The sequence below is a fragment of the Calothrix sp. FACHB-168 genome, from assembly GCF_963889195.1.
GTDB classification, from domain to species: domain Bacteria; phylum Cyanobacteriota; class Cyanobacteriia; order Cyanobacteriales; family Nostocaceae; genus Aulosira; species Aulosira anomala_A.
In genome coordinates this window covers 21,232-44,820 of the sequence record NZ_CAWPNJ010000065.1, presented here as the reverse complement: position 1 = coordinate 44,820, position 23,589 = coordinate 21,232, and the positions used below count along the sequence as shown (strand labels likewise).

The 23,589-nt window shown below is 43.5% G+C and carries 19 protein-coding genes; 7 read left to right on the top strand and 12 right to left on the bottom strand.

The features are described from left to right. From AACW45_RS32125 to AACW45_RS32115, 3 genes are all read right to left on the bottom strand, one after another. Positions 1-2,402 (bottom strand): HEAT repeat domain-containing protein (locus AACW45_RS32125; RefSeq protein WP_242045802.1); only part of this gene is annotated, 2,402 nt, incomplete at its 3' end. Positions 2,403-2,485: 83 nt separating this feature from the next. Next, positions 2,486-3,478: an AAA family ATPase gene (locus AACW45_RS32120; protein ID WP_190637067.1), complete on the bottom strand. Its 993-nt coding sequence runs from the start codon at positions 3,476-3,478 to the stop codon at positions 2,486-2,488. Continuing rightward, entirely contained in the window at positions 3,460-4,614 is a 1,155-nt protein-coding gene (locus AACW45_RS32115) for a hypothetical protein (protein WP_190637065.1), read from the bottom strand. The genes AACW45_RS32120 and AACW45_RS32115 overlap by 19 nt, the downstream gene beginning before the upstream one ends. Before the next feature lie 136 nt (positions 4,615-4,750). On the opposite strand from AACW45_RS32115, the gene AACW45_RS32110 reads away from it, so the two are divergent. Then, a complete protein-coding gene (locus tag AACW45_RS32110; RefSeq protein WP_190637064.1) occupies positions 4,751-5,650 on the top strand; it encodes a patatin-like phospholipase family protein in 900 nt (299 codons plus the stop codon). 425 nt (positions 5,651-6,075) lie between these two features. Here the strand turns inward: AACW45_RS32110 and AACW45_RS32105 are convergent, their stop codons facing one another. From AACW45_RS32105 to AACW45_RS32085, 5 genes are all read right to left on the bottom strand, one after another. Further along, entirely contained in the window at positions 6,076-6,294 is a 219-nt protein-coding gene (locus AACW45_RS32105) for a DUF4230 domain-containing protein (protein WP_190637076.1), read from the bottom strand. A 75-nt stretch (positions 6,295-6,369) separates the two neighbouring features. Continuing rightward, positions 6,370-6,960, bottom strand: a complete 591-nt coding sequence (locus AACW45_RS32100; protein ID WP_190637062.1) for a prolyl hydroxylase family protein — start codon at positions 6,958-6,960, stop codon at positions 6,370-6,372. A 151-nt stretch (positions 6,961-7,111) separates the two neighbouring features. Beyond that, positions 7,112-7,462, bottom strand: a complete 351-nt coding sequence (locus tag AACW45_RS32095; RefSeq protein WP_190637060.1) for a hypothetical protein — start codon at positions 7,460-7,462, stop codon at positions 7,112-7,114. Continuing rightward, positions 7,459-8,067 carry a ParA family protein gene (locus tag AACW45_RS32090; protein WP_190637057.1) on the bottom strand — a complete coding sequence of 203 codons (609 nt, stop codon included), beginning with the start codon at positions 8,065-8,067 and terminating at the stop codon, positions 7,459-7,461. The genes AACW45_RS32095 and AACW45_RS32090 overlap by 4 nt, the downstream gene beginning before the upstream one ends. 759 nt (positions 8,068-8,826) lie before the next feature. Then, positions 8,827-9,132 carry a TRADD-N-associated membrane domain-containing protein gene (locus AACW45_RS32085; RefSeq protein ID WP_190637055.1) on the bottom strand — a complete coding sequence of 102 codons (306 nt, stop codon included), beginning with the start codon at positions 9,130-9,132 and terminating at the stop codon, positions 8,827-8,829. A 300-nt stretch (positions 9,133-9,432) separates the two neighbouring features. Here AACW45_RS32085 and AACW45_RS32080 point away from each other — a divergent pair, with 300 nt between their 5' ends. Then, positions 9,433-11,631, top strand: a complete 2,199-nt coding sequence (locus AACW45_RS32080) for a pentapeptide repeat-containing protein (protein ID WP_190637054.1) — start codon at positions 9,433-9,435, stop codon at positions 11,629-11,631. Between the two features lie 13 nt (positions 11,632-11,644). On the opposite strand, the gene AACW45_RS32075 is transcribed toward AACW45_RS32080, so the two are convergent. Further along, positions 11,645-11,824 carry a hypothetical protein gene (locus AACW45_RS32075; protein WP_190637074.1) on the bottom strand — a complete coding sequence of 60 codons (180 nt, stop codon included), beginning with the start codon at positions 11,822-11,824 and terminating at the stop codon, positions 11,645-11,647. Then, positions 11,754-11,951 carry a hypothetical protein gene (locus AACW45_RS32070; RefSeq protein WP_190637082.1) on the bottom strand — a complete coding sequence of 66 codons (198 nt, stop codon included), beginning with the start codon at positions 11,949-11,951 and terminating at the stop codon, positions 11,754-11,756. The genes AACW45_RS32075 and AACW45_RS32070 overlap by 71 nt, the downstream gene beginning before the upstream one ends. Positions 11,952-12,151: 200 nt before the next feature. Here AACW45_RS32070 and AACW45_RS32065 point away from each other — a divergent pair, with 200 nt between their 5' ends. The 4 genes from AACW45_RS32065 to AACW45_RS32050 all read left to right on the top strand — a co-directional run bounded on the left by AACW45_RS32065 (position 12,152) and on the right by AACW45_RS32050 (position 14,903). Then, the gene (locus AACW45_RS32065; RefSeq protein WP_190637052.1) at positions 12,152-13,084 is read left to right on the top strand and encodes a tyrosine-type recombinase/integrase; all 933 of its coding nucleotides are present in this window, start codon (positions 12,152-12,154) and stop codon (positions 13,082-13,084) included. 305 nt (positions 13,085-13,389) lie between these two features. Continuing rightward, positions 13,390-13,512, top strand: coding sequence for a hypothetical protein (locus tag AACW45_RS32060; protein WP_339381972.1), 123 nt, complete (start codon positions 13,390-13,392; stop codon positions 13,510-13,512). 125 nt (positions 13,513-13,637) lie between these two features. Then, positions 13,638-14,315, top strand: coding sequence for a recombinase family protein (locus AACW45_RS32055; protein WP_190637050.1), 678 nt, complete (start codon positions 13,638-13,640; stop codon positions 14,313-14,315). 246 nt (positions 14,316-14,561) lie between these two features. Beyond that, positions 14,562-14,903 (top strand): hypothetical protein, encoded by a 342-nt coding sequence (locus AACW45_RS32050; RefSeq protein ID WP_190637048.1) that lies wholly within the window; start codon positions 14,562-14,564, stop codon positions 14,901-14,903. A 434-nt stretch (positions 14,904-15,337) separates the two neighbouring features. Here the strand turns inward: AACW45_RS32050 and AACW45_RS32045 are convergent, their stop codons facing one another. Beyond that, on the bottom strand, positions 15,338-15,724 hold the full coding sequence (locus tag AACW45_RS32045) for a CU044_2847 family protein (RefSeq protein WP_190637045.1): 387 nt from the start codon (positions 15,722-15,724) through the stop codon (positions 15,338-15,340). Between the two features lie 137 nt (positions 15,725-15,861). Between AACW45_RS32045 and AACW45_RS32040 the strand changes: the two genes are divergently transcribed. Continuing rightward, on the top strand, positions 15,862-19,443 hold the full coding sequence (locus tag AACW45_RS32040) for an nSTAND1 domain-containing NTPase (protein ID WP_190637043.1): 3,582 nt from the start codon (positions 15,862-15,864) through the stop codon (positions 19,441-19,443). Between the two features lie 407 nt (positions 19,444-19,850). On the opposite strand, the gene AACW45_RS32035 is transcribed toward AACW45_RS32040, so the two are convergent. Then, positions 19,851-23,243 (bottom strand): DEAD/DEAH box helicase family protein, encoded by a 3,393-nt coding sequence (locus tag AACW45_RS32035; protein ID WP_190637042.1) that lies wholly within the window; start codon positions 23,241-23,243, stop codon positions 19,851-19,853. Between the last annotated feature and the right edge of the window lie 346 nt (positions 23,244-23,589).

Here is a 23,589-nt window from a genome sequence, read left to right as displayed (position 1 = left end):
TCCTCATCCACATCAGGTGATTGCAGCAGTTGCACTAAGGCAGCGATCGCATCAGGGTTGCCTGTGCCAATTTTCCCTAAGCTCTGTGCTGCCTGCAAAAGGGTGTAGTTATCCACATCAGGTGATTGCAGCAGTTGCACCAAGGCAGCGATCGCATGTTGATTCCCTGGGTCGATTTTCCCTAAGCTCTGTGCTGCCTGCAAAAGGGTGTCCTCATCCACATCAGGTGATTGCAGCAGTTGCACTAAGGCAGCGATCGCATCAGGGTTGCCTGTGCCAATTTTCCCTAAGCTCTGTGCTGCCTGCAAAAGGGTGTAGTTATCCACATCAGGTGATTGCAGCAGTTGCACCAAGGCAGCGATCGCATGTTGATTCCCTGGGTCGATTTTCCCTAAGCTCTGTGCTGCCTGCAAAAGGGTGTCCTCATCCACATCAGGTGATTGCAGCAGTTGCACCAAGGCAGCGATCGCATGTTGATTCCCTGGGTCGATTGTGCCTAAGGTTTCTGGTTCTGGAATAACAGGGTTTTTTGGCCGCTCTAACAAAACTCCTTCTATATTGATATCTTTTCCAGCACCTAATAATCGTTCTAGTTGAGCTTGACTCGCTTTCACACCTGTTTCATCACCACGTACTAAAGCGTTGTAACCCTGTGCAACAACCAGCAAAGGCTCATATTCTTCTGCTAGGGGTTCTGCTAAGGTTTCGATCACCGACGACAAACGTACCAACTCAGCTTTATTATTTTGCAAATAGACTTGTTGTAGTTGTTTAGCCAGCGCCTGGGCGGCTTGATTTCGCTTTTCGGTGTAAGCTAAAGCTGTCCATTGCTGCACTTGAAAAAATTCCGATTTCCAAGATTTTAATGATTCTTTATTAACTTGGCAATTAACATACTCAATTAAAAATTCAGAAATTTGTTGCAGAGTGTGGACTCCAAATTTCTGTTGACAGCCTTTTAGCAGTTCATTACGAATTTCACGCTCCATTTCATACAATTCCGAATCTACCTGCTGACACAAACCTGATAGTAGTAAATCAGAAACTGCATACCAGGGAGCTTCCAAATTTGGAGTTTCTGGTGATTCTTGGAATTGTTTTTTTTGAGTTGAAGATTTACCCGATTTTCTAACCAACTCCTCCCACAGACAATAAAGCAAGTCTGGTGTTAAAACTAAAGGAAACGCTGCATGATAAGCAAAATCCAAATGTGGCTCACCAAACTGTTCTTTAAAAGATTCTATCTTACCAACAGTATCAAATCCTAAACCCCACAACCTTGAACTATCAAATCGATTATTTTCCCGTTCTTTCTTGGCATTCTTATTTGCATCTTGCAAGAATTTCCTTACACTCGCTTGACCGTAGAGCAACCATTTCACCATTTGCTCATATTCCCCAGGCTCTAGGGCAAACATCGGTACCAACGGGTCTATTTTGGCAATTTCCTCTGCTGTGGTATCTTGCCAATGAAAGCGAGGTAGGGGATTAAGCCATGCTAACCGTTGTACTTTGGGCGTTAGTATTTTTAGAAAGTCAACAGTTTCTTCCCATCTTGAAACTACTGTACGCTGACGCGCAGCACCGGCATCACTGACAATGATGACTAAAGTATGCTCCTCTGAAAAACGTGCCAAAATAGACTGAACTAATTCACCCTGCAAAAATTTGGGATCTTGGTATAATTCATCTGTAGGAATATTGTGGAAGTAGTAAACCTTTGCATCCTTGAATGTTGTCACTAATTGACGACACAAAGGATGAAAAGGAGCCATTGAACCTTGTTGATCAATCAGTAATACTATTTCTTTATATTTGATTTGAGCGGGAATTAAAACAGGTTTTACAAAAAATCCCTGCTTGGCAACATCTTTAACTGTACCGAGAACATCTAACTGACTGGGGATAGTCTCTGGCAACTTTTGCATCAGCAGTTGCCAACTTTGTTGTAATTTTCTTCGACTAATAGGAAAATAATCTCTCTCTTTCAGTTTTGTAGAGATGGATGTAACAACATCAACGTCATTAACGTTACTTTTAGGAATTGAGGTAACCAATTCCTCACTTGGCTGATCTGGTGAATTTGACTTTGAAGAGGTTTCGAGTCCAATTTTCGACTCAGTTGGGAGCGAGCCTGGAACAGGTAATTTACTGTATATTGTTTGACTAAGAGACTTTTCTTGCCACTCATTCCAACACTCGTCAAACAATAGCTTTTGTTGTCTAGATTTAATCCATACAGTCCTACACAGTTGTTTTACAGCCTGTTGGTCAGAAATATCTAATCCTGCTTCAATTGAGCACAATAATGCCTCTACTGCTAAATAATACTGGTCAGTTGTGAGGGGCAAACCAGCTTCTCGCAGCCGTAAAAAGAAATCCAGCAGGGGGGGAGTAGTCATGGTCTTCTCACAAAGAAACCCAATCAAGTCTCGGAAAGGTTGGGTAAAGCTTCAGCGAAACCCAACCTACAATAATGCTCATGTTATTCTCCATAAAAGCCATATTCACTCCTATCCTGGCGACTCTTGAGCAATGTACTAACAAAAGGTAGCTCCTTTTTGTTCAATTTTTCAATAATCTTCTCATCTGGATATTCATTTAAAATTGTAAACCAATCAATTAACTCACTAGTACTAACTTTTTTCGCTGTTTCGTCTTTATTGTCCTCCATTTCTGACCGCAAGTCGATAAAACGCTCGATAGCAGCTTTGACTAATTCTTCGGGGGGATTCTTAAACCTAGCCTTGATAATTTGGGTTAATTGCTCCTTATCAGGAAACTCTATGTAATGATACAGGCAACGCCTCAGAAAAGCATTAGGAAGCTCCTTTTCTTGATTAGATGTTATAACAATAATCATTGGGGGAATTTTTTGTGAAATTTCTTGTTGTTCCTTTTTTATGTCTCCTAAATAACGTCGGGGACGCACATCTTTAATTTCAAAACGCTGGTCTTCTAAGGCCAATAGAAGGTCATTAGGAAAATTTCTATCAGCTTTATCAATCTCATCAATTAAAACAATACTTCGTCTGTCTATAAATTTCCTTTCCTCAAAAGCATAGCCTAGTGGACCCAATTCAAGATAATTTTCGGAATCAGCAGGATTAGAGTTTTCATCTTGAATATCCACTTTTGCTAATTGTGCAGCTTGTAACCTGCCAATGTAATCATAACTGTAAAAACCATCTTGAGCTTTGCTAGTTGATTGTATATTCCATAAACGGTAATTCCACTTAACTCCTAGTTTTGTTTGACTACTAAATTCGTAGAATACAGCACGAGCAAGATCGCTTTTACCACACCCTGGTTCACCTTCAAGTAGCAAAGGGCGATTCAAGCGGATAGCCAAATTTACTGCTTCTTTAAGTTCTTCACTAGGATAGTAATGATAAAGCTTGCGTTGTAACTGCTCATTCCACTCTCCGCCAACCGGAGGATGAATTTTACCAGTATATTCTAAGGATATTGGGTCCATAATTTCTCCCAGGTTGGGTCTCTATCACACTCAAAAAGTTGATAAATTTCTCGAAGTAAAACTAAAGAGTTACCTTGAGCTTTACTTATTAATTGTTCGGCTTTATGTGGTGAATCATTTAAAATTTTGCCCATGCTTATCGCGATTTTCGATATTAATCCTGCCATATCGTCTTTTGTATACGCAAGTGATGTATCTAGTTGAACAATATATTTTTGCAAATCACCTGATACCAAATAATTGTCTTGGTTAATTATTAAGAGCACAACTAATTTGCCTTTGCTTTGTTCTGGTTGGTTTTGGATTAACAACCGCAAACGCTCATTAATTTCTGTTATATCTTCATATCTTTCTATGGTTAAAATCAATAAAATATTATTTTTTTCTAAACTAGTAATACTTAAATTTTCATTTAAAAAAGTTTCAATATTATTATTTACTAATGACAAATATTGCGACTTTAATAGAGATAATGCTCTGCATTTTAATTTAGTAAAATTAGAAATTTCTGCATCCAACCGTCTCAACATCCATGTGAGACTGCACTGGCACTTATTATTTGCTAAAAATAATTTTTGCTGGTGATGATTTTTAGATAATTCTATTGTTAACAAATTAACTTGTTGGTGATGATCGAAGTGCTTTAAATAATTAAGTAAACTATAATCTTTATAATAAATTGAGTCTTTAGGAACGATTGTACGCCAGGGTATCCCTAATACTTTACAAAAAACTATGAAGACATCTTTTTCAATTTCTTTTCCCTCGAGAAAATACATTAAATTTCTATGAGTGAATCGTTTAATACGAATTTCTTGAGAATTTACCAAATCATCAATATCAATATATTCTTTTCGTTCTTGCTCTAATTTTTCTAAGTAATCCCTGAATTTATTCTCAGATTCAGGAGTAAATATTTTTTCTTTTATGACAATTCCTTTGATTTTTTTCAGGTGTGTAATTTTTATTTTTTCAATACAGTCATTTATCTCTTGCTCTTCTAATATCTTTTTAAATCTATATTTATTCGCTTCTGGTAGAAGTTGGCTAGTATTTCTATCTATTGTCCAGCCCTTAGTTTTTATTTTTTGTTTAACTGTCTCAATTTTATCTTTTGCAACATTTATTTTTACCATTGCCTTGCAAGAATCTTTTAGTTTAAACAGATGCTGATCAGATCCTGATCAGATTTTGTAGTCTTTTTGGGGTTCTGGAATATTGGGTATAGAGAAGTTACTTCTCTGAAAATCCCATACCGAGCCTTAAAAATATATGAAATCACTATCCCACAGAGAAAATGCTGCCGTCAATCCAGTTAGAGTACCGCTCGTTTTTCAAGGAGGTGGAGTTTTAGGAACAGCCTTCATTGGCGCAATTAAGGCACTAGAGGAACTTAACATTCTTCCTTCTGCCTTGGCTGGAGCATCAGCTGGAGCGATCATTTGCGCTTTATTAGCGGTTGGTTATAGTGCTGACGAACTGCTGCTTCTTATGAAAAATAAGGAGTTTTGCGAGTTCTTAGATCCAGTTTGCCACATTCCAGGAATTAGGTTGCTCCTTTTTTACCTCAAAAAAGGTATTTACAAAGGCGATCATTTTTACGAATGGTTGGTAGATAATCTCAGCATCAAAATGGAAGAGTCGCCAATCTTTGCAGATATTCCTATACCGTTATTCATCACGGCAACTGATATCACCCGTAAAAAGCAGTTTGTTGCCAGCCAGAGTAACTCTAAGGTACTGCCTGTAGCAGATGCTGTAAGGATGAGCATGAGTCTTCCATTTTTATTTGTACCAGTAAAATTTGGCTCCTCGGAAATTGTGGACGGGGGCGTTGTAAATAATTATCCCGCACCACTGTTGCGGCAAATAACCGATAAACCTATTTTGGGCTTCCGTCTCCAGTCAGGAAAACAACCGTCACATTCTAGGGGGTGGTTTGATTTGGCTGGCAGATTAATGGACTCAGCAATTGGTGCTGCTGCCGATTATCACCAAGCAACTGTTAAGAATCTCTATACGGTTCATCTACCGACCCTTGGCATTGGCGTAACCGACTTCGGAATCACCAAAGCGCAAAAACTCTCACTCTATCAAGCAGGTAGACATGCCACTTTGGCATTCTTTAGTTCTGGCAAAGGAAGAGAGTTTCTCCGAAGGAGCCAACAGTAGCCACCGAGATATCCGCTTCTGTGAGATCGGAGTTGCAAAAAAGAAGAGGAAACCTAGCCTCAACCGCGCAACCTTGCGCGGTTGCACCCATGCCAATTCCTTATAATTCAAGCTTTTTAGTAAGTAAGACAATTCTCTTGCTTACTTTTTTCTTACTTGCACTCAGTTTTATAAGTTTATCTCTAATAAATACTAAACCATCATTGATTAAAATCTATGCCTGTACCTTAGCTGCCTAAAACATAAAAAAGAACCTCCGAATCTAGTAAGACGTATTTGAAAATAGTCTTACATTGCTAATTATGTCTTACGCACTTGGCGATGATGACAAGGTGCTTTCATCGGAGGTGATCGCAAAGGTAAATTTAGGTGGTTCTACTTTAGAAAACGTAACTTAATTGAAACATGTCCAGCAGAATATAGGGCTATGCTACAGAGCAAGCATTGGGTAAAGGTGCTTGAGTATCAATTTGAATCGTGTTAAAGCCTGCTTTACTCAAGAGATTGTTAATTAACACTTCAGCATTGTTATTCGCTGCTTCCAAGATATGGTTAGCACAGGCTTCTTCTTTGATTTTAGCGATTGCCTGATACTGAGCTTGTTCGTATAACTCTGTGTCTGCTTTGTCACCGAACCTTTCAATAGTTCAGGTGGAAGGAGATCGCAGTCTTTTGAGATTTAGGATTTGGACAATCAACAGAAATATCATGTTGACGGTTCAATAGACTTTCGACAGTTGACGGTACATCACATCTGAGCGTAAAACGTACTTTCGTCCTTGGATCACAGGAGCGCCTTCATGTACTAGTTCGTGGACAAAACACAAAGCCATACCTGTAACCGGAACCACAGCCATAGTAGGTAAATGTTCATAATATCGAGGCGAAAGATGAAAACGGGTTTCACCACCATCAAAACCTTCATTCAGGTAAATCATGAAAGTCAATAAACTTTCCTCGCCGTTAGGTCGCTGATAAGAACCATCATGATGAAGCGCAAACCTTTGACCTGGATCGTAGCGATAGAAACGAAAACGCTCATTCAGCCCCACAGCTTGCCATCTGCCCATAGTACTAGGTATATAATTTGACACTCGCTGCCATAAATCAAAAGCTCGTTCCGGAACATCTAAAATGACACGCTGATTATTGCGGATGTCGGGACGTATTTCAAAACCTCGGATGGTAGTAATCGGCGCATCTGTATAACCAATGTTTTCGGTTAAAGTAATATACTCAGCACATTCTTCTGGTGAGAGAATATTATCCAATGTGAAAATTTCGTTGCCAAGCAAATTTTTCTTGGTCATGGTTGAATATGAGTGCATTTTTTGTAATGACGCACATCATATATCAGAGTTTCAATCACAATACCGCCAAACCGAGGTTCATCAGCCTAGACTTTACTGCATCAATACCGTTGAATTTGAAGGGGGCTGAAAAATCTCCAGAACTGAAAAATCATTGATTTGGGTTTCTGGTTTTCTGGTTTTCTGGTAAACCAAATTTATCTTTGAGCGCTTCCAGAATCACCGAAGTTACAGTAATCCCTTGCTCTTTAGCCTTCGACATCCAGTAGCGGCGCTGGGAGATAGGGACTTTGACACACAGATTGACCATCTCTTCCTGCTCTAGCTCTTGTTCTGGTAAACCAGATTTCTGGTCTTCTGGCTTTCTGGTTTTCTGGTTCTTTGGTTTTCTGGTTTTTTGGCTTTCTGGTTCTTTGGTTTTCTGGTCTTCTGGTAAACCAGATTCCTGGTTTTCTGGTTCAGTCTCTCTAACTTTTTTAATTAAATCTCCGTACTTGCTCATTTCAAAATCTCCATAACTTCCTGACCTAGAGAGATATAATCAGCCCAAGCTGTTTTTAAACGCGAGTCATCAACATCCCTAATGGGGACACCAGCCATTGCTGCTTTCTCAAAACCCACAGTTCGCCGAATCATCGCCTGGAAAACAGGGATTCCCCCCTTTGATAGCTCAGAAAGCAAGGTTTCACCTTCCTTACTGGGATAGGGGGGGACAATAGTTAGCAAGCAGCGATAATTTGCTTCACCTAAGTCCTTCACCATTTCCAGCATTGGCTCAAGACTGACAATATCTGGCTTAGTCGGCAGTATTAAAAGGTCGCATCCCTTGGCTAATTCCTTTAAATCATCTGAATCTGGTCTAGCTGGCGTGTCAATGACCACAAATTGAGCATCGGCGATGACCTTTAAAGCTTGGCGTTCATCCACAGTGGGGAAAGGGAAAGACCCACGCTTTGACCAAGCCAGAGCAGTACGGTTCTGGTCGCCGTCAACTAAGACTGTTTTACCTTGTTCGCTTAAGAACGTCGCCAGATGCACCGCCGTAGTGCTTTTCCCCACCCCGCCTTTATATCCTGTGATCGTGACAATTCGCTTCTGGTTAACCATATTTCTGGTTTTCCATAAATCTGGTTTTATGGTTTTCTGGTTTGTTGTGCATCATACTGGTAACATCAAGTTTTGTCACGTAAATCTTAGGTTATGGATCAGACAGGGAATTGCTGTGACTATCTATGCATCCCCCAAATCTCCCTGACACAATGCGGATCGCCCTGGGGTGAAAATGAGTAGATTGATAATTTCTTGTAAAGCTATCTTGAAGACTCAGCGATCGCCCAAAGATTGACATTCACAGTTGCTACTATGGGGCACATATACAGAACTCCTTATACCGAACCTAAATTATCCTCTTCTTTCCTCTGAAGAAATATGAACCACATCAAAAGCCCCCTTTATGTTCACGGGGGCATTTTTATGTTGGTAGTGGTAAGCGGGGGTAAATGCAATACGCTTCGGTGAAGAAATTTATTTGTTGAGGTGAGATGGGGGAGCAGGGGAAGAAAAGAGTTATTGGACAGTAAGTTTCTTTCCTCCCCCTACCTCAAGAGCCTCAATAGCTTCAAGTGCCCTCCTCTTCGGTGACAACTTGCTTCTGGTTAACCAGATTTATGGAAAACCAGAAATCTGGTTTTTTGGTTTTCTGGTTTATTCTGCAACATACTGGCAACACCAAGGAATGCCACGTAAATCTTAGGTTATGGGAGATTTTGGGAATTGCTGCAACTATCTATGCATTCCCAAAATCTCCCTGACACACCCTGAGTAACTATATATGTGGCTCAATAATGAAGGATTAGCGGTACAACTTTAACCTTCCTCATCTAACTCAGCTAAAGTTTTGTCGAGCCTATTATTTGCGTCCTTTGCTATCTGAATAGATCGCACACTAGCAGCTAGACCACAAGCAGCAGTAACAGTACCTTCCGAGGCTTGATTGGAAATCAAAAGTCCAGCACCTATGAGGCTAATACCGAAAGATACCCCTGTTGCAATCAGGGCGAGGTTAAAACTGTAACGTGCTTGACGCAAACGTTCTTGGACAATAGTCAATTTTACTGTCAAGTAAGGATCTGGATGAGAGTTAGGCTGAGAAAGTACGATATTCTTGGTCATAGCTCAGTGTCTGGGGTAACTGTGTAGAATTTTGTTTCAATAACCCCATTGGACTCTGGATTTCATGAATTTTGGTTTGATAAAAGCGTCGAACTTATGTAAGACTTGTGTAAAAGTTCTTGTAGGTTCGTAATGCCACGGTCATGTCGAGCATCAAAAGAAGGGCTTGAAAAGGCTGAGAAAGCGTTCCAACTTAAGGGTTGGACGCAGGAATACCTAGCGGGGACTGTAGGTTGTACTCGACAGACCGTCATCAAATTTTTTGCTAGGCGACCTGTTGCAAAGCACTTATTCCAAGCTATGTGCATTGAATTAAACTTGGAGTGGGGAGAGATTGCAGAACTAGAGCCAGAAGAAGAGCAATCCAGCAGGAATCTTGGTATGGACACAGAACGAGAAAAAAACTGTGAGGTTCTCCAGGAGGAGCGCAGCGCTACACAGGTATTGGCTTCTCCAGTATCCCTAGTAGAAAAACAAAATGCTAACTGTAAAGAACAACTCGTTATTACATTTACAGGCGATATAGAAAGTCTCCAAAAAAATCCTGCTTTTCAGGCAGCTTTTCTAAGCATGATGCAAGCAGTTTCAGGGGATACAAGTTTAAAAATTGAGAAGATTGAAAAAGGCAGTATCAAAATAACCTTCAGTGGTTCACCAGAAGGTCTGAAAAGGCTGGAGGAGCAAATCACATCAGGCAACTTGACAGAAGTATTGGGTATGCCTGTTGAAAATGTACAGTTATTACCTAGCGGCACTACAGATGAAGAGCAAGATAAAATTCGTCTAGTCCAAGAAATTATTGCTCAGGGAGCTAGTGGTCGAGACCTAAGCGATGCTGACTTGAGTGGTGCAGACCTGAGGGACGCTAACCTCAGTAATGCTGACCTAAGCTGTGCCGACCTAAGCCGTGCCGACCTAAGCCGTGCCGACCTAAGCCGTGCCGACTTGAATTGTGCTGACTTGAGAGGTACTAACCTGAGCGATGCTAACCTGAATCGTGCTTCTCTGCATGATGCTGTCATTGACGAGGCAACAATAATTAGCGACAAATGGCGGTTGGTGTGGGAAATTATCAATCAGCCATCTACGGGTCGAGACCTGAGTGGTGCCGATCTGAGCAATGCCAACCTGGACGGTGCCGACTTAAGAGGAACTAACCTGAGTGGTGTCTTCCTAATGGGTACAACAGTTAAAAATACTCTATTTGGACAAAATGAAGGACTTTCTGAGGATGTAAAGCTTGACCTTGTGAGGCAAGGGGCAATATTTGAATATTCTTTAGAGAATAATGATGAGGAGATCAATGAATATACTACAGAATCTGGTGTTCAGACATCTGAGAGTCAAAATCTGATTCTTAGTAAAAATTCGATAGATGTCAACTTGATTATTAAAAACCTGATTCGTGGCAATCTAGGTAGTGCTTTTCGGATTTTTAGAAACTTGTTTCGTGCCGACTTGCGCGATGCCAACTTGAGCGGTGCCAACCTGAGCCGTGCCGACTTGAGCGGTGCCGACTTGAGCGGTGCCAACTTGAGCGGTGCCAACTTGAGCCGTGCCAACCTGAGCCGTGCCAACCTGAGCCGTGCCAACCTGAGCCGTGCCAACCTGAGCGGTGCCAACCTGAGCCGTGCCAACCTGAGCGGTGCCAACCTGAGCGGTGCCAACCTGAGTGATGCCAACCTGAGCCGTGCTGACTTGCGCCTTGCCAACCTGATCCTTGCCGACTTGCGCCTTGCCGACTTGAGCGGTGCCGACTTGCGCCTTGCCGACTTGCGCCTTGCCAACCTGAGCGATGCCAACCTGAGCGATGCCAACTTGAGCGGTGCCGACCTGAACCTCCTTGCCAACTTGAGCGGTGCCGACCTGAACCTCCTTGCCAACTTGAGCGGTGCCGACCTGAACCTCCTTGCCAACTTGCGCCGTGCCGACCTGCGCCGCCTTGCCAACTTGAGCGGTGCCGACCTGCGCCTCCTTGCCATCCTGCGCCTCCTTGCCAACCAGAGCGGTGCCGACCAGACCCTCCTTGCCAACCAGAGCGGTGCCGACCTGCGCCTCCTTGCCAACTTGAGCGGTGCCGACCAGACCCTCCTTACCATCCTGCTCGATGCCAACTTGCGCCGCCTTGCCAACCAGAGCGGTGCCGACCTGCGCCTCCTTGCCAACTTGAGCCGTGCCGACCTGCGCGATGCCAACCTGAGCCGCCTTGCCAACTTGAGCCGCCTTGCCGACCTGATCTTTGCCAACTTGAGCGGTGCCGACCTGAGCCGCCTTGCCAACCTGAGCCGCCTTGCCGACCTGATCTTTGCCAACCAGAGCGGTGCCAACTTGAGCGGTGCCGACTTGAGCGGTGCTGACCTGAGCCGTGCCATAGTTAAAAACGCCCGGTTCGGAGGAAATTCAGGACTTACTGAGGATATGAAACGTGACCTGATACGGCGAGGGGCAATATTTGAAGATTCCCCAGGAGACCGCTCTGGCGTTTTAATTCCTCGCTGAGGCACTCGCCTCCCTAAACCATATCCCCCAGCAAATCCGACAACTCCTGCTGGTCATTAGAGCGGTTATCATCATAAATCAACAGCGTATCAATCTTGGCGTGCCTGCTCAACTTCTGCACCTTACGCAGATTCCCGTCCGTGGCATCCAGCGCTGCCGTAATCGCACTGTGACGAATGCGGTGCGGCGACATCTTCTTGGTAATTCCCGCTTTCTGACTCAACTGGACATCCAGGGAAAGCAGATAGCTCTAAGAGCGCCATTAATCTCAATGGCGATCGCAACACCCTAGAGATCGCCCCAATAGGTTTTGCTGTCATTAGCTATCTCATAAACGCTTGCTCCCGTACATTAGCGCCAGGTGAATACACGGTAAGGAAGAGCATTTAGCTGATGTGATGAGAGAGTGAGGGGATTTTGGTAAAGAATTGCGGCGAAATGATTTTGGTATTGTGGAACAGCTGTATGAGTATAAAACAGACAAAAGTTAGCTTTTGTCCGTTAGAGTTTTCGATTAACTATGACACCAGTAGTAGCAGTCAAGCCCAGAGGCAAGCAATTATCGAAATTAGCCCCTGTTAACGCTCAACAGCGTTTAATTCAGTTGTGGTTGCACGATAAGCCAGTTTCTACTCAAAAATGTTATTTGCGGTATGCTGCTTCTTTTACCGCATTTTTGGCAGGAGTGGGCAAAGCTATCTGCCACACAACTGTTGAGGATATGGTGGAATTTTCTGAGTATTTGCATAATCGGGGATTGGCAGCGCCTACGATTTCAACTTACATAGCAGCAGTCAAAAGTTTGTTGTCCTTTGCTTACAAGACTGGTTACATTAAACAAAACCCTGGTGCTGCGATCAAGTTAAAGAAGATTGACCAGCGATTGCATGAGAAAGTTCTTACTGAAACTGATATCGCGCTGATGATTCGGCTGACCGAACGGGCTAAGTATCGTTATGAAGGTCAACAAATTAGAGACTTGTTGATATTGAAATTGCTATATGTCGCAGGTTTGCGAGTGTCGGAGTTGGTAGGGCTTAGGTGGAGAGATTTTACTGCTCGCGACAGGACAGGGCAAGTTACTGTTGTCGGGAAGGGGAATAAGTCGCGTCATGTGCTGCTGCCAGAATATCTGTGGGTCGAACTAATGAACTATAGGGGGGAAGCAACTAAGGATACCTATGTCTTCCCCAGTCGCAATGGTAAGGGGATGAAGCCACTGCTTCGTCAAAATGTTGACCCCATAATTAAGGATGCAGCAGAACGGGCAGGGTTGACGGAGAAAGTTAGCTGTCACTGGTTGAGGCATAGTCACGCTACGCACAACGCTGAGAGGGGTACGCCAGTTCCTTTAATTCAGCAAACGATGGGTCACGCGGATATTGCTACTACATCAGCTTACATTCACATTCGACCCGGTGATAGTAGTGCTTTGCACTTGCCGCGAGTTTGATATCAATATTGATATCATTTAACAAGTTTTTTTCAGGTTGCTCTTGTGGAGGTTGGGATACTTCGCGATCGTCCTACGATTGATGTATTACTGTCTGGGATGCTGTAAGACTATACAGAGTAAGACATTATCAGTAACAAGTCTTACTAAAATTTAGGACTAGTGCAGTCTTACTCACAACAGAGCAAGTCAGAGATTATGGCTAATAAGTCTTACGCCTATGATTATGTATTACGCTAAAGTCTTACACTGTATATAAGGTTAGAGATGAATCTTGTCTTACTTTGTCTTAATTTATGTAAGACATGGAAAAGATGCTCAACTTTCGCTGTCCTAGCGACCTGCTAGAGGCGATAGACGAGTTAGGACAGCAGCGCTACCCAGCAGACAATAACAATGGATGCGATCGCTCGAAAATTTTAATATAGAGAGATTAAAGATATTTTGTGTAATTACCAGTAGTTTTCTCTATATGTGCCAGTTGCGTTGTTACGATTATTGAACTATCTGTAATGCTATAATCCCTGAATCACAGGCAGAGTAAATAATCCCAATGAAATTGGTTGGTTATGTAAGAGTCAGCAGCGAGTCACAAGCAGAAAACACCTCTTTAACTGAACAACGTCAGAAAATCGAATCATACTGCTACGCTTTTGGTCATGAACTGTTACAAATCTTTGAAGAGGTGGGCAGCGGTAAAAACACGACTCATCGCCCCCAGTTTCAGTCAGCTTTAAAACTTGTAAGCGAACAAGCTGATGGAATCATTGCAGCAAAATTAGACAGACTAGCTAGAAATACTAGAGATGTACTAGCGCTGGTTGATGATGTATTGCAGCCACAAAGGAAAGCTTTAATCCTTCTAGATTTACAGGTGGACACTACCACACCGCAGGGATACATGATTTTGACTGTCATGTCTGCGGTCGCCAAGTTGGAGAGAGATATTATCAACGAGCGTACCCAAGGCGGTAGACGTGCCAAAGCCGACAAAGGCGGTTATGCTTATGGCGCTCCCGCTTTTGGTCAGAAAGCTGTTGACGGTGAATTAATTCCTGATCTGGAAGAATTAGACGCAATTGAAGCTATCCGCAAACATCACAAATCTGGTAAGTCTTTTGGGGCGATCGCCACTTGGATGAATATGAACGGGTACAAGACTAAGTACGGGTCGCGGTGGCACGCTAACAGTGTTAAGCGAGTGGTTGATAGACTTTATCAGAAAACTTAATTATTCCCTCAAATCTGTCAATCATGTATTACTGCCTGAGATACTGTAAGACTAGAAAGGGTAAGACATTATGGCTAATGAGTCTTACATAAACGTAAGACTATTGCCGTCTTACTCTCAACAGAGCAAGTCAGACATGATGAATAATAAGTCTTACGGTTATGATTATGTATTACGCCAAAGTCTTACACTGTATGTAAGGCTAGAGATGAAACTAGTCTTACTAAGTAAGACATGAGGTAAGACATGGCTAAGATGCTCAACTTTCGCTGCCCTAGCGACTTGCTAGAGGCGATAGACGAATTAGGGCGGCAGCGCTATCCAGCAGACAATAACAATGGATGCGATCGCTCGAAAACTTTAATCGACATCATCGCTGCTGGTATCCAAGTGCTGTCAGATGGGTCAATTGAAATTCCTGTTGGTAAGACTGGTAAGACAAGTAAGACTATTGAGCCAGAAGAACTCAAGTCAACAATCCGAGATGAGCTACTGTCTGAGCTTAACGAACTAGTAAGACAAGAAATTACTGGTGTAAGACAAGAGTTGAATGAAAGACTTACAGCCTTGGGGGAGCGATTAGCCTGAGAGAGCAGGCTGAATCTCCCAGGCAGGAATCACAGCCAGATTACCAAGCGTTGCGCGATCTCTACCTTGCTAGTCTCAAGTTAGGTAAACAATCGCCAGAGTATAAGAAAGCGCTAAAGCACTTGGAGGCGTTTGTTAAATTCATTGAGGGCGATTGATAATCCTGGCTTATATAAGGCAAGGCATCACCGTGCCAGAAAAGGAAAATTGTACGCTAAGAAGATTTCACAGCTAATGTGTGACTTAAAGGAATTGTTTGCCAGAATGGCAAGCTTTTACTTTAATTTCACTCCGGTAATCTCATACTTTAGACAGTAGCCTGTTGGTTTATAGGGTAAAAATGGCTGGAATTATTATCAAACTTCCTTAAACCAAGCATATTTACTGAAAAAGTGTTCAGAATAAACGGCAAGCTCGATAGTCTCTCGAATAATCTACGTATTCTCTTTAGGGAACGAACATTCCACAGTAATTTTCATATTACTTTTAGCAGTACCCTTTGTAACATAAGGAACACCAGCTTCACCGCCCATTTCAATGCCGAACTCTAAGGTAACTTTGTTAACTTCAGCAATTGGAATTTGCTTGAAGGCATTCAAGGTATAAACTGTATAAGTCCGAATTGTGTTTTGAATCGACAAGAAATTTTGCATCATTTTTTGTCGTACTTGTTCAGGACTCATCCCTTTATCAACTAATGCTTCTTCTTCCTCTTCCTCTTCCAATACCGCATTGTTGACTACAGGAACGTTTACATCCTCTGTGGCTTCGATGTAGATTACCGTATTGTCATCGAGTTTGATAGGTATAACTTTTGTCATCAAATGAACTCCTGATAGCAGCAATTTAAGAAACTACCACAACTTTATAGAAGTTTTTACGGAATATTTCTGAGTTTTTTTGTAGTTACTGAGCGATAATGCTGAAAACAAAGAATCTCTAAAAATTTCTCCTACTTATGATCAAAGACGCGCTAGTAGTAGGGATTAATACTTATAGCTATGAACGTCTACCTAATCTGACAGCACCAGCACAAGATGCAGAAGCTATAGCCAAACTACTAGAACGGTATGGTCAATTTAACGTTAGGCGGCTACCAAGCGTCAAAGATAAGGAAAATAATACTGTTCGTGTTGGTCAAAAAACCTCAGTTACATTAACACAATTAGAAGATGCTATAGTTCAACTGTTTAAGCCAGAAGGGAAGAACGTTCCAGATACAGCACTGCTGTATTTTTCAGGACATGGGCTGCGAAAAAACCGGGGGATTCAACAAGGATTTTTGGCAACCAGTGATGTTAATCCAGATTTTGGAAACTGGGGTTTGTCTTTGCAATGGTTACGTCAACTGCTGCAAGACAGCGAGGTAAAACAACAGATTATTTGGCTGGACTGTTGTTACAGTGGTGAGTTACTCAATTTTGCTGAAGCAGATCCTGGAGACAGAGGTAAAGGAAGAGATAGATGTTTTATTGCGGCATCCAGAGATTTTGAAGTCGCTTATGAAGCTATCGGTAGCAGACATAGCGTATTAACAGAAGCTTTATTGCAAGGGCTAGACCCGCAACAATCGCCAGGGCAATGGGTAACTAACTATACTTTAATTGATTTTCTCCATCATCATTGGGCAAACTACCCGCAACGTCCCCTGTTCGCTAACTCTGGTAGTGCAATTGACCTGACACGCATTTGGGAAGTACAAAAGCAAGAGTCTAGTTATGCTGTTACTGGCTCCGTTTGTCCTTATCGTGGTTTGCAATACTTTGATTGTAAACAAGAAGACGCTGAATATTTTTTCGGCAGAGAAGCGTTAACAGACCAATTATTAGAGAAAGTTCGCTCTGGCAATTTCTTGGCGATTTTAGGAGCATCAGGTAGTGGCAAATCGAGTGTTGTTAGGGCTGGCTTACTGTATCAAATTCAACTAGGACGACGGCTATCAGGTAGCGAGAATTGGTCAATTAAGATTTTTCGCCCTGGTGAGCATCCCCTCCAGAGTTTAGCACTGGCTTTTTTAGATTCTGGGTTATCAGTAATTGATAGGGCATCCCAGTTAGCTAAAGCAGAGGAACTGCTAGCCAAGGGCGGAGTTGGCTTAGGGCAATTGATTAATGCTGCTGATACTGAGCGGGTAGTATTGCTGGCAGATCAATTTGAGGAAGCTTTTTCCTTATGCCAGGATATTGAAGAGCGACAGAGATTTTTTGAATGCTTACTTAGTGCTTTACATCACACTAATAATAAGCTCTGCTTAGTTTTGACAATGCGGGCGGACTTTTTCGGGAAATGCGCGGAACAAGAATATAGTGGGCTGGCACAACAGATTCAGCAACATCTGGTGACGGTGACACCGATGAGACGGGATGAACTAGAACAAGCAATTACTGCACCAGCAGTGAAGGTGGGTTTGCAGGTACAAAAAGAACTCGTGCAGCAAATAATTGCCGATGTAGAGGGTTCACCGGGGAGTTTACCGTTATTGCAGTACACGCTGACAGAACTTTGGCAACAGCAGGAATTTACCTATGCCGCATACACCCGTTTGGGAGGTATCAAGGGAACCTTAGAAAAACGTGCTACTGAGGTTTATGAGTCTTTATCACCAGAAGAACAGCCCGTTGCCAAGCGAATTTTTCTAGAACTCACGCAGCTAGGAGAAGGAATAGAGGATACCCGTAGACGAGTGCTGCTGCAAAATTTGGTGTCATCACCGCAAGAAGAGGAGCTAGTAGAAAGAGTAATTGGCAAGCTGGCAGCTGAAAATGTTCGGCTAGTGGTGACGAGTACTTTAGTAGAGAAAGGGGCAGAATCAGGGCGCTTGGCAGTAGTGGATGTGGCTCATGAGGCGTTGATTCGTTACTGGTCGTTGTTACGCAAGTGGATTGATGAAAATCGGGACAACCTGAGACAAAAGCGCAAAATTGAAGTAGCAGCTGAAGAGTGGCGAAATCAAGAAAAGGCAAAGGATTATTTACTTCAGGGAAAACCGTTGCAAGATGCTTTGATATTTCAATCGGCGCAATTAGGGAACCTGGAATTATCTTATCTGGCTAAAGAGTTTATTCAACGCAGCTTGAAATACAGACAAAACAGACGCATAAAGTCCATTGGACTAGGTCTGATTATTCCTCTCAATTTAGCTATATTCTTGGGAGTTTTTGTCGCAAGAGAGCTATTGATACAGCAACGTTGGCAGATCATTTATGCTGCTAAGGGAAAAGAACTGAGCCAACAAAGAAATCAAGCTCTTCAAGAACTAGTAAAATTCCGTGCCAGCTTAACTAAGATTAATCTCAGAGATGCCGACCTCAGAGGAATAGATATTAGAGATGCCGACCTCAGTGGTGCAGATTTAAGTGGTGCAGATTTAAGTGGTTCTAAACTTAACAGAGTTAATTTCAGTGGTGCCATTATGAGCAAAACCAACTTATGGGCTGCCGATCTCCGCAATGCCAACTTTGGAGGTGCTATCCTCAACGATGTCAAGTTCAACAATGCGAATCTTAGTGGAACCAATTTCAAAAATGCTCAACTAAGTGCTGTAGAACTCAATAGTGAATACCTAGATAGTGCTTTGCAGTGCAGTACTACCATGTTTGATGGAAAAGTATCCAACCGCGATTGTGTAAATCTCACCATTTCCTCTTCAGCTAATACTGATATCCAATCTCTAACAAATTCTCCAACTTTTATTCCCGCACAGAAAGGCGGAAAATTACAGGGAAATCTACCGATTACTTTGGCGCAGGCTTTAGATTTGACACGGCGCAAAAACCAAGGTTTATCTCCGGCAATGCAACTCCAAATTACTCTTGATTACTACGATCTGCAAAAAACAGATGAACAGGTAAGGACTACCCAGTCTGCTGTAACAAATGCTCAGGCTAGTTTGAGGGATGCTGAAGCTCAAGAGCGAGCAGGAGCAGGTACAAGGTTTGATGTCCTGCAAGCTCAGTTGAATTTGGGGATTGCCCAAGAAGGTTTGACAAATGCTGTACTTCGGCGAAAAATAGCGAGACGTAGGCTATCGCTTCGGTTAGGTTTTCCAGAGTCAGTTAGTGTCTCAGTAGCAGATCCTGTAAAATTAAATGGTCTTTGGAACTTAACACTAGAAAAAACTATTGCTCTTGCTCTACAAAATAGAAGTAAGCAGCAACAGAACCAGATAAGGTTAGAAGTTGAACAATTATATATTAGTCTGGAATCTAGTTTAGAAAGCATTCAAATCACTAACGTAGCTTTAGAACGAGCTAGAGAAACTTTGCGTCTGGCAAGATTAAGATTTCAAGCAGGAGTTGGTACTCAAACTGATGTGATTCAAGCAGAAAATACACTAACAATATCTGAAAATAATCGAGTTCAGTCTATTGTGAATTACAACCAATCTTTGGCTAGTTTGATAAGAGCGATTTCCTCTGATAATGAAAATACATCTAATAGGGGCGGTGGCATATTGACTCCACCTATACAGCCAGGGGAACCATCTTCATTAACCGAGCCGATATCAATACCAAAATTAATGCCTCTGACTCCACCATGACTGTAATAACTGACAACAGCTTTGATTTGATGTTTTGACCATAATCGCTCAATAAACTCTGGCATTGTGGGTTTATTTGCAGCCACTTGCTCAATTGCTCTTCGCATTATTTCTTCGCCTGGAAGTCCATCACGCTCTACTCGTTCTAATTGATTGCGAGTCATGGCTTTACGTTTACTCTCCCAGCTACTCTGTATGCGTAGATATAGCGAGGCTGTCACCAGGGGCAAGATAGCCGGGAGCAGATTTAATAGACCTGTTTTCAAAATAAAGGTGGACACAACGAAAGTTTTCATAACCGAGGCAGGGACAGTTGCCTAGAGGGCTACTGTCTTTGTTTTGATAGTTGTGTTGTAAAAATTGTGCTTCAGAAAACTATCAAGATTTGGCGTTGGGACTGAAATAACTCATGCTGCGCCAAACTTTTTCCCTACAGTGTCATTAAAGGAATGCACAATGGAAATAATTTGGTCGGCATCATCAGGCTCAAAAATTCCATCCAATCCTTCATAGTGCAAGTCTGTGAAGGGGGGTTCATAGAGCAACCCAGGGTCCATGACACCATTTTGAGTCAGGTAATCGATAATAGTTTCCACGAAGCGAATTTGATTGGCACTAAAGCTGTTACCTTCCAGGTATTGGGCGAAGGATTGCTTGGCGGCGTTCCTATCTAACCCCACGAGTTCGCGAATGAATATCTTCAGCTTGAGATTTTTCCCATACACTTCTTCAAAACGCTCCCGACTCTCGATGGCTGCTGCACCGAAAAGCATTTCTTCCAGTGAGGCTAAATCAGCGTCGGTTAAGGGATGATTGCGTTTGAGTTTGGCGATCGCAATATGGTTTTCCTGTTCTCGAATATACGCTTCAACTTTCTTACGATACTGGTAAGGACTAAAACCAGTTTGGGGGAAAGGGACAGCGACTTCCTTGACTTCTCCTAGCACATCTTGAAAGTCGGTGTAGACAATGTTCTGTGCTTCAGGGTCAATGAATTTAATTAAATCCCGCAGCTGACGGCGCATTTGGTCAATCATCTCTGGGGTGACATCTTGCCACCATGCTTCTGCCTGGATGTCGGCAATCAAGGCGAGTTTTGCTTTCACCATTGGAATGGTCTGCTTTGCTTCTAAGCGGTGCAGCAAATCCCGTACTTGGTCGCGGAGTTTGATAAAGTCTGGGGAATTTTTAAGAATCGCTAGTTGCAGTTTAAAACAAAGTAGGTCAAAGCGTTTAGCCAGATGATTCTCCTGGGGCAGACCATTGGGCAGTTTGGCTAATGACTCAGCGATTGTTTCTATATCTGCTTCCTGAAGCGAATTCCAGCGCTGGCGAGATGAGAACTCTTCTACCTGTTGCAGGTGACGGCGAACTAAAAAGTTATCTCGCGCCATTGTCGCCACATGCTGATGCAAGTCATCTAGCAGTGTCCCCCGCAGTTCGGCAAGTTCTGGGGTAGGTTGTTGGCGGAGCAATTCACTCAATTCTAGGCGAGTTCTCACCAAGTTGCTGGTGAGGGTTTGCGGCGGTTTGCTCTCAGCTGCTGTGATTTGCTGGTTGAAGTACTCGAAGTTACTGCACAGGTCAAAAACCAAAAACTCACTTTTATGATCGTCAACGCCGAACAAATTCGGACACAGGCGAGTTCCCCGTCCAATCATTTGGTTGAACTTCACCCGTGAGTACACAGGTTTGAAGAACACCAGATTCACCACTTCTGGCACATCTACCCCTGTGTCCAGCATATCTACAGAAACGGCAATGGTCGGTTCCTTGTTGGCTGAGGAAAATTCATCTAATAAATTCTCGGCATAGGAATTGTGGCTGTCAATGACCTGGGCAAACCTGCCTTGGTAGTGGGGATAGTTAATATTAAAGCGTCTAACAATGAAATCAGCGTGTTGGTGGTTACGAGCAAAGATGATGGTTTTACCTAGACGGTCACCGCCATCTACTTTTAGCCCCCGTTCCATGACTAACTCTAGCGCTTGGTCTACGGTGTTGATATTAAACAGCCACTGATTTAAAGCAGCAGCGTTTACTTGGTCAGGAATCGCCCCAGTTTCTTCGTCGCGAAATCGCTCCTCGTATTCCTGCTGTTCTTCTGGGGAGAGGTCTGCATATCTGATACCAGTGCGGAGAAATCTAAAAGGCACATCTACCCCCCTGGCTCTGACGAGGTAGCCGTCTTTAATCGCGTCGTCGAGTTCGTAAGCAAAGGAAGGGACTCCTGGCTCTAGGTCAAAGATGCGGTAGGTATCGCGGTAAATTTCGTCACGGGGGGTGGCGGTTAATCCCACCAATAGCCCATCAAAGTAATCAAATAATGCGCGGTACTTTTGGTAAATTGAGCGGTGGGCTTCATCTACGATGATTAAATCAAAGTGACCAGAACCGAAAATTCTTTGATTGCCATCACTGCGGTCGATGCGGTTGAGCATTGTCGGATAGGTGGAAAGCACCACATTGGCGCTGTGGGCATCGCCGCCTTTGGTAATATCTACGGCGGTGGCTGTGGGGAGGTGCGACTTAAAGGCGCGGAGGGCTTGGGTAATCAGGGCGTTCCGGTCAGCAAGGAATAGCACTCGCTTCACCCAATTGGCGCGCATTAACAAGTCAACCAAGGCGATGGCGGTGCGGGTTTTACCTGTACCAGTAGCCATGACTAGCAGCGCTTTACGTCCTTTGCGATCATCAAAGGTTTCGGCGATGCGGCGAATCGCTTCTTTTTGGTAGCTGCGCTCCACAATGCTGGGGGTGATTTGCACCAAATGCAGACGCTTGCGGTGGCTGCGGCGAAAAATTAGCCGTTCTAGCTCGTCTTTTTTCAGGAACCCTTGGATTTGCCGGGGGGGATAATTCAGGTCGTCCCAAATCCAATATTCATAGCCATTGGTATAGAAGATAACCGGACGCTGACCAAAGCGCTGCTCTAGGCAATCGGCATAGAGTTTGGCTTGGTGTTTCCCGGCTTCTGGGCTGGTGCGGGTGCGTTTGGCTTCTACTAAAGCCAGGGGTTTACCATCATCTCCCCACAGTAGGTAATCGACCCACCCCGTACCTGTATCATTGGGCATTCCCTGGACTTCGTACTCAGTCCATCCCGCTTGGGCAATGTTCCAGCCGGCTTCTTTGAGCAGGACATCTATTAAATAGTGGCGGGTTTGGGCTTCATTGTAATTATGGCTGTCGGGAACTGCGGCATTTTGCTGTTTCAGGGCAGCAATTTCTGCTTGCAGGGCGGCTAGTTCTTGTTGAGTTTGCTGTTGTCTAGCCTCGGCGATGCGGCGCATCTCGTCTGCTTGGGAAAGTTGCGCTTCTAGGGTTTGCAGCTGTTGCAGTGATAAATCTGGGGTGCTAGGTGCGGTAGGGCGGGGGATAAGTTGGCGGTCAAAGTTAACAGTCGGGTGATTTTTTGCGTCCGGGGAATAGGAACGGGAGAGCCAGTAGAGGAAATGAAACAATTCTTCAACTAAATGCAGTGCGTCCTTTTCTTTGATGGGGGTGGATTCGTGGACAGCGATGTTACCAACTTTGTGGATGGTGCGGATTTTCGGGAATAGTCCTGGTTTGAGGTTGTCTTGAAAGGTTGGTTCGTGGATAAGGGCGCTGAGTTTGGTGTCGTAGGGAATTTGCAGGTAGGTATCGTGATCATAGAGCCAGAGAACTGCTTGCTCTAGGGTGAAGCGTGTATAAAAGCAACTGGCACGGGGGGCAGTGTAAACTAAGGTTTCGGCGTGGGTGGCGTGCTTAAATAGCTCAGGGTAACGGTCGCCCAGAAAATCAAAGTTGGATGCCATAAATCCCCACTCACTCCCAGTAATTACCACTCATGCTGATTTTACTAGTGTAAACTGTTGCTAAGGTGTTCGGTGGATTTATCAAGAAAGGCAGAGGGCAGGAGGCAGAAGGCAGAAGGGAATTCTGATTAGAGCCACGCCATTCTGCACAAGTCAGGAAACCCACCCATGCAGGTGGCTCCTTTGCACTCTCATTGGGGGTAAGGTGAAACACCACAACAAATTGAAAATTTAGTGGCTCTTGTTTGGGAGAGATCGGAATCCCTTTCCAAACAAAACCTTCTGCCCTCTGCCCTCTGCCTCCTGCCTTCTTCAACTATGCAATTTCCCTTTCCCATGTAACGAT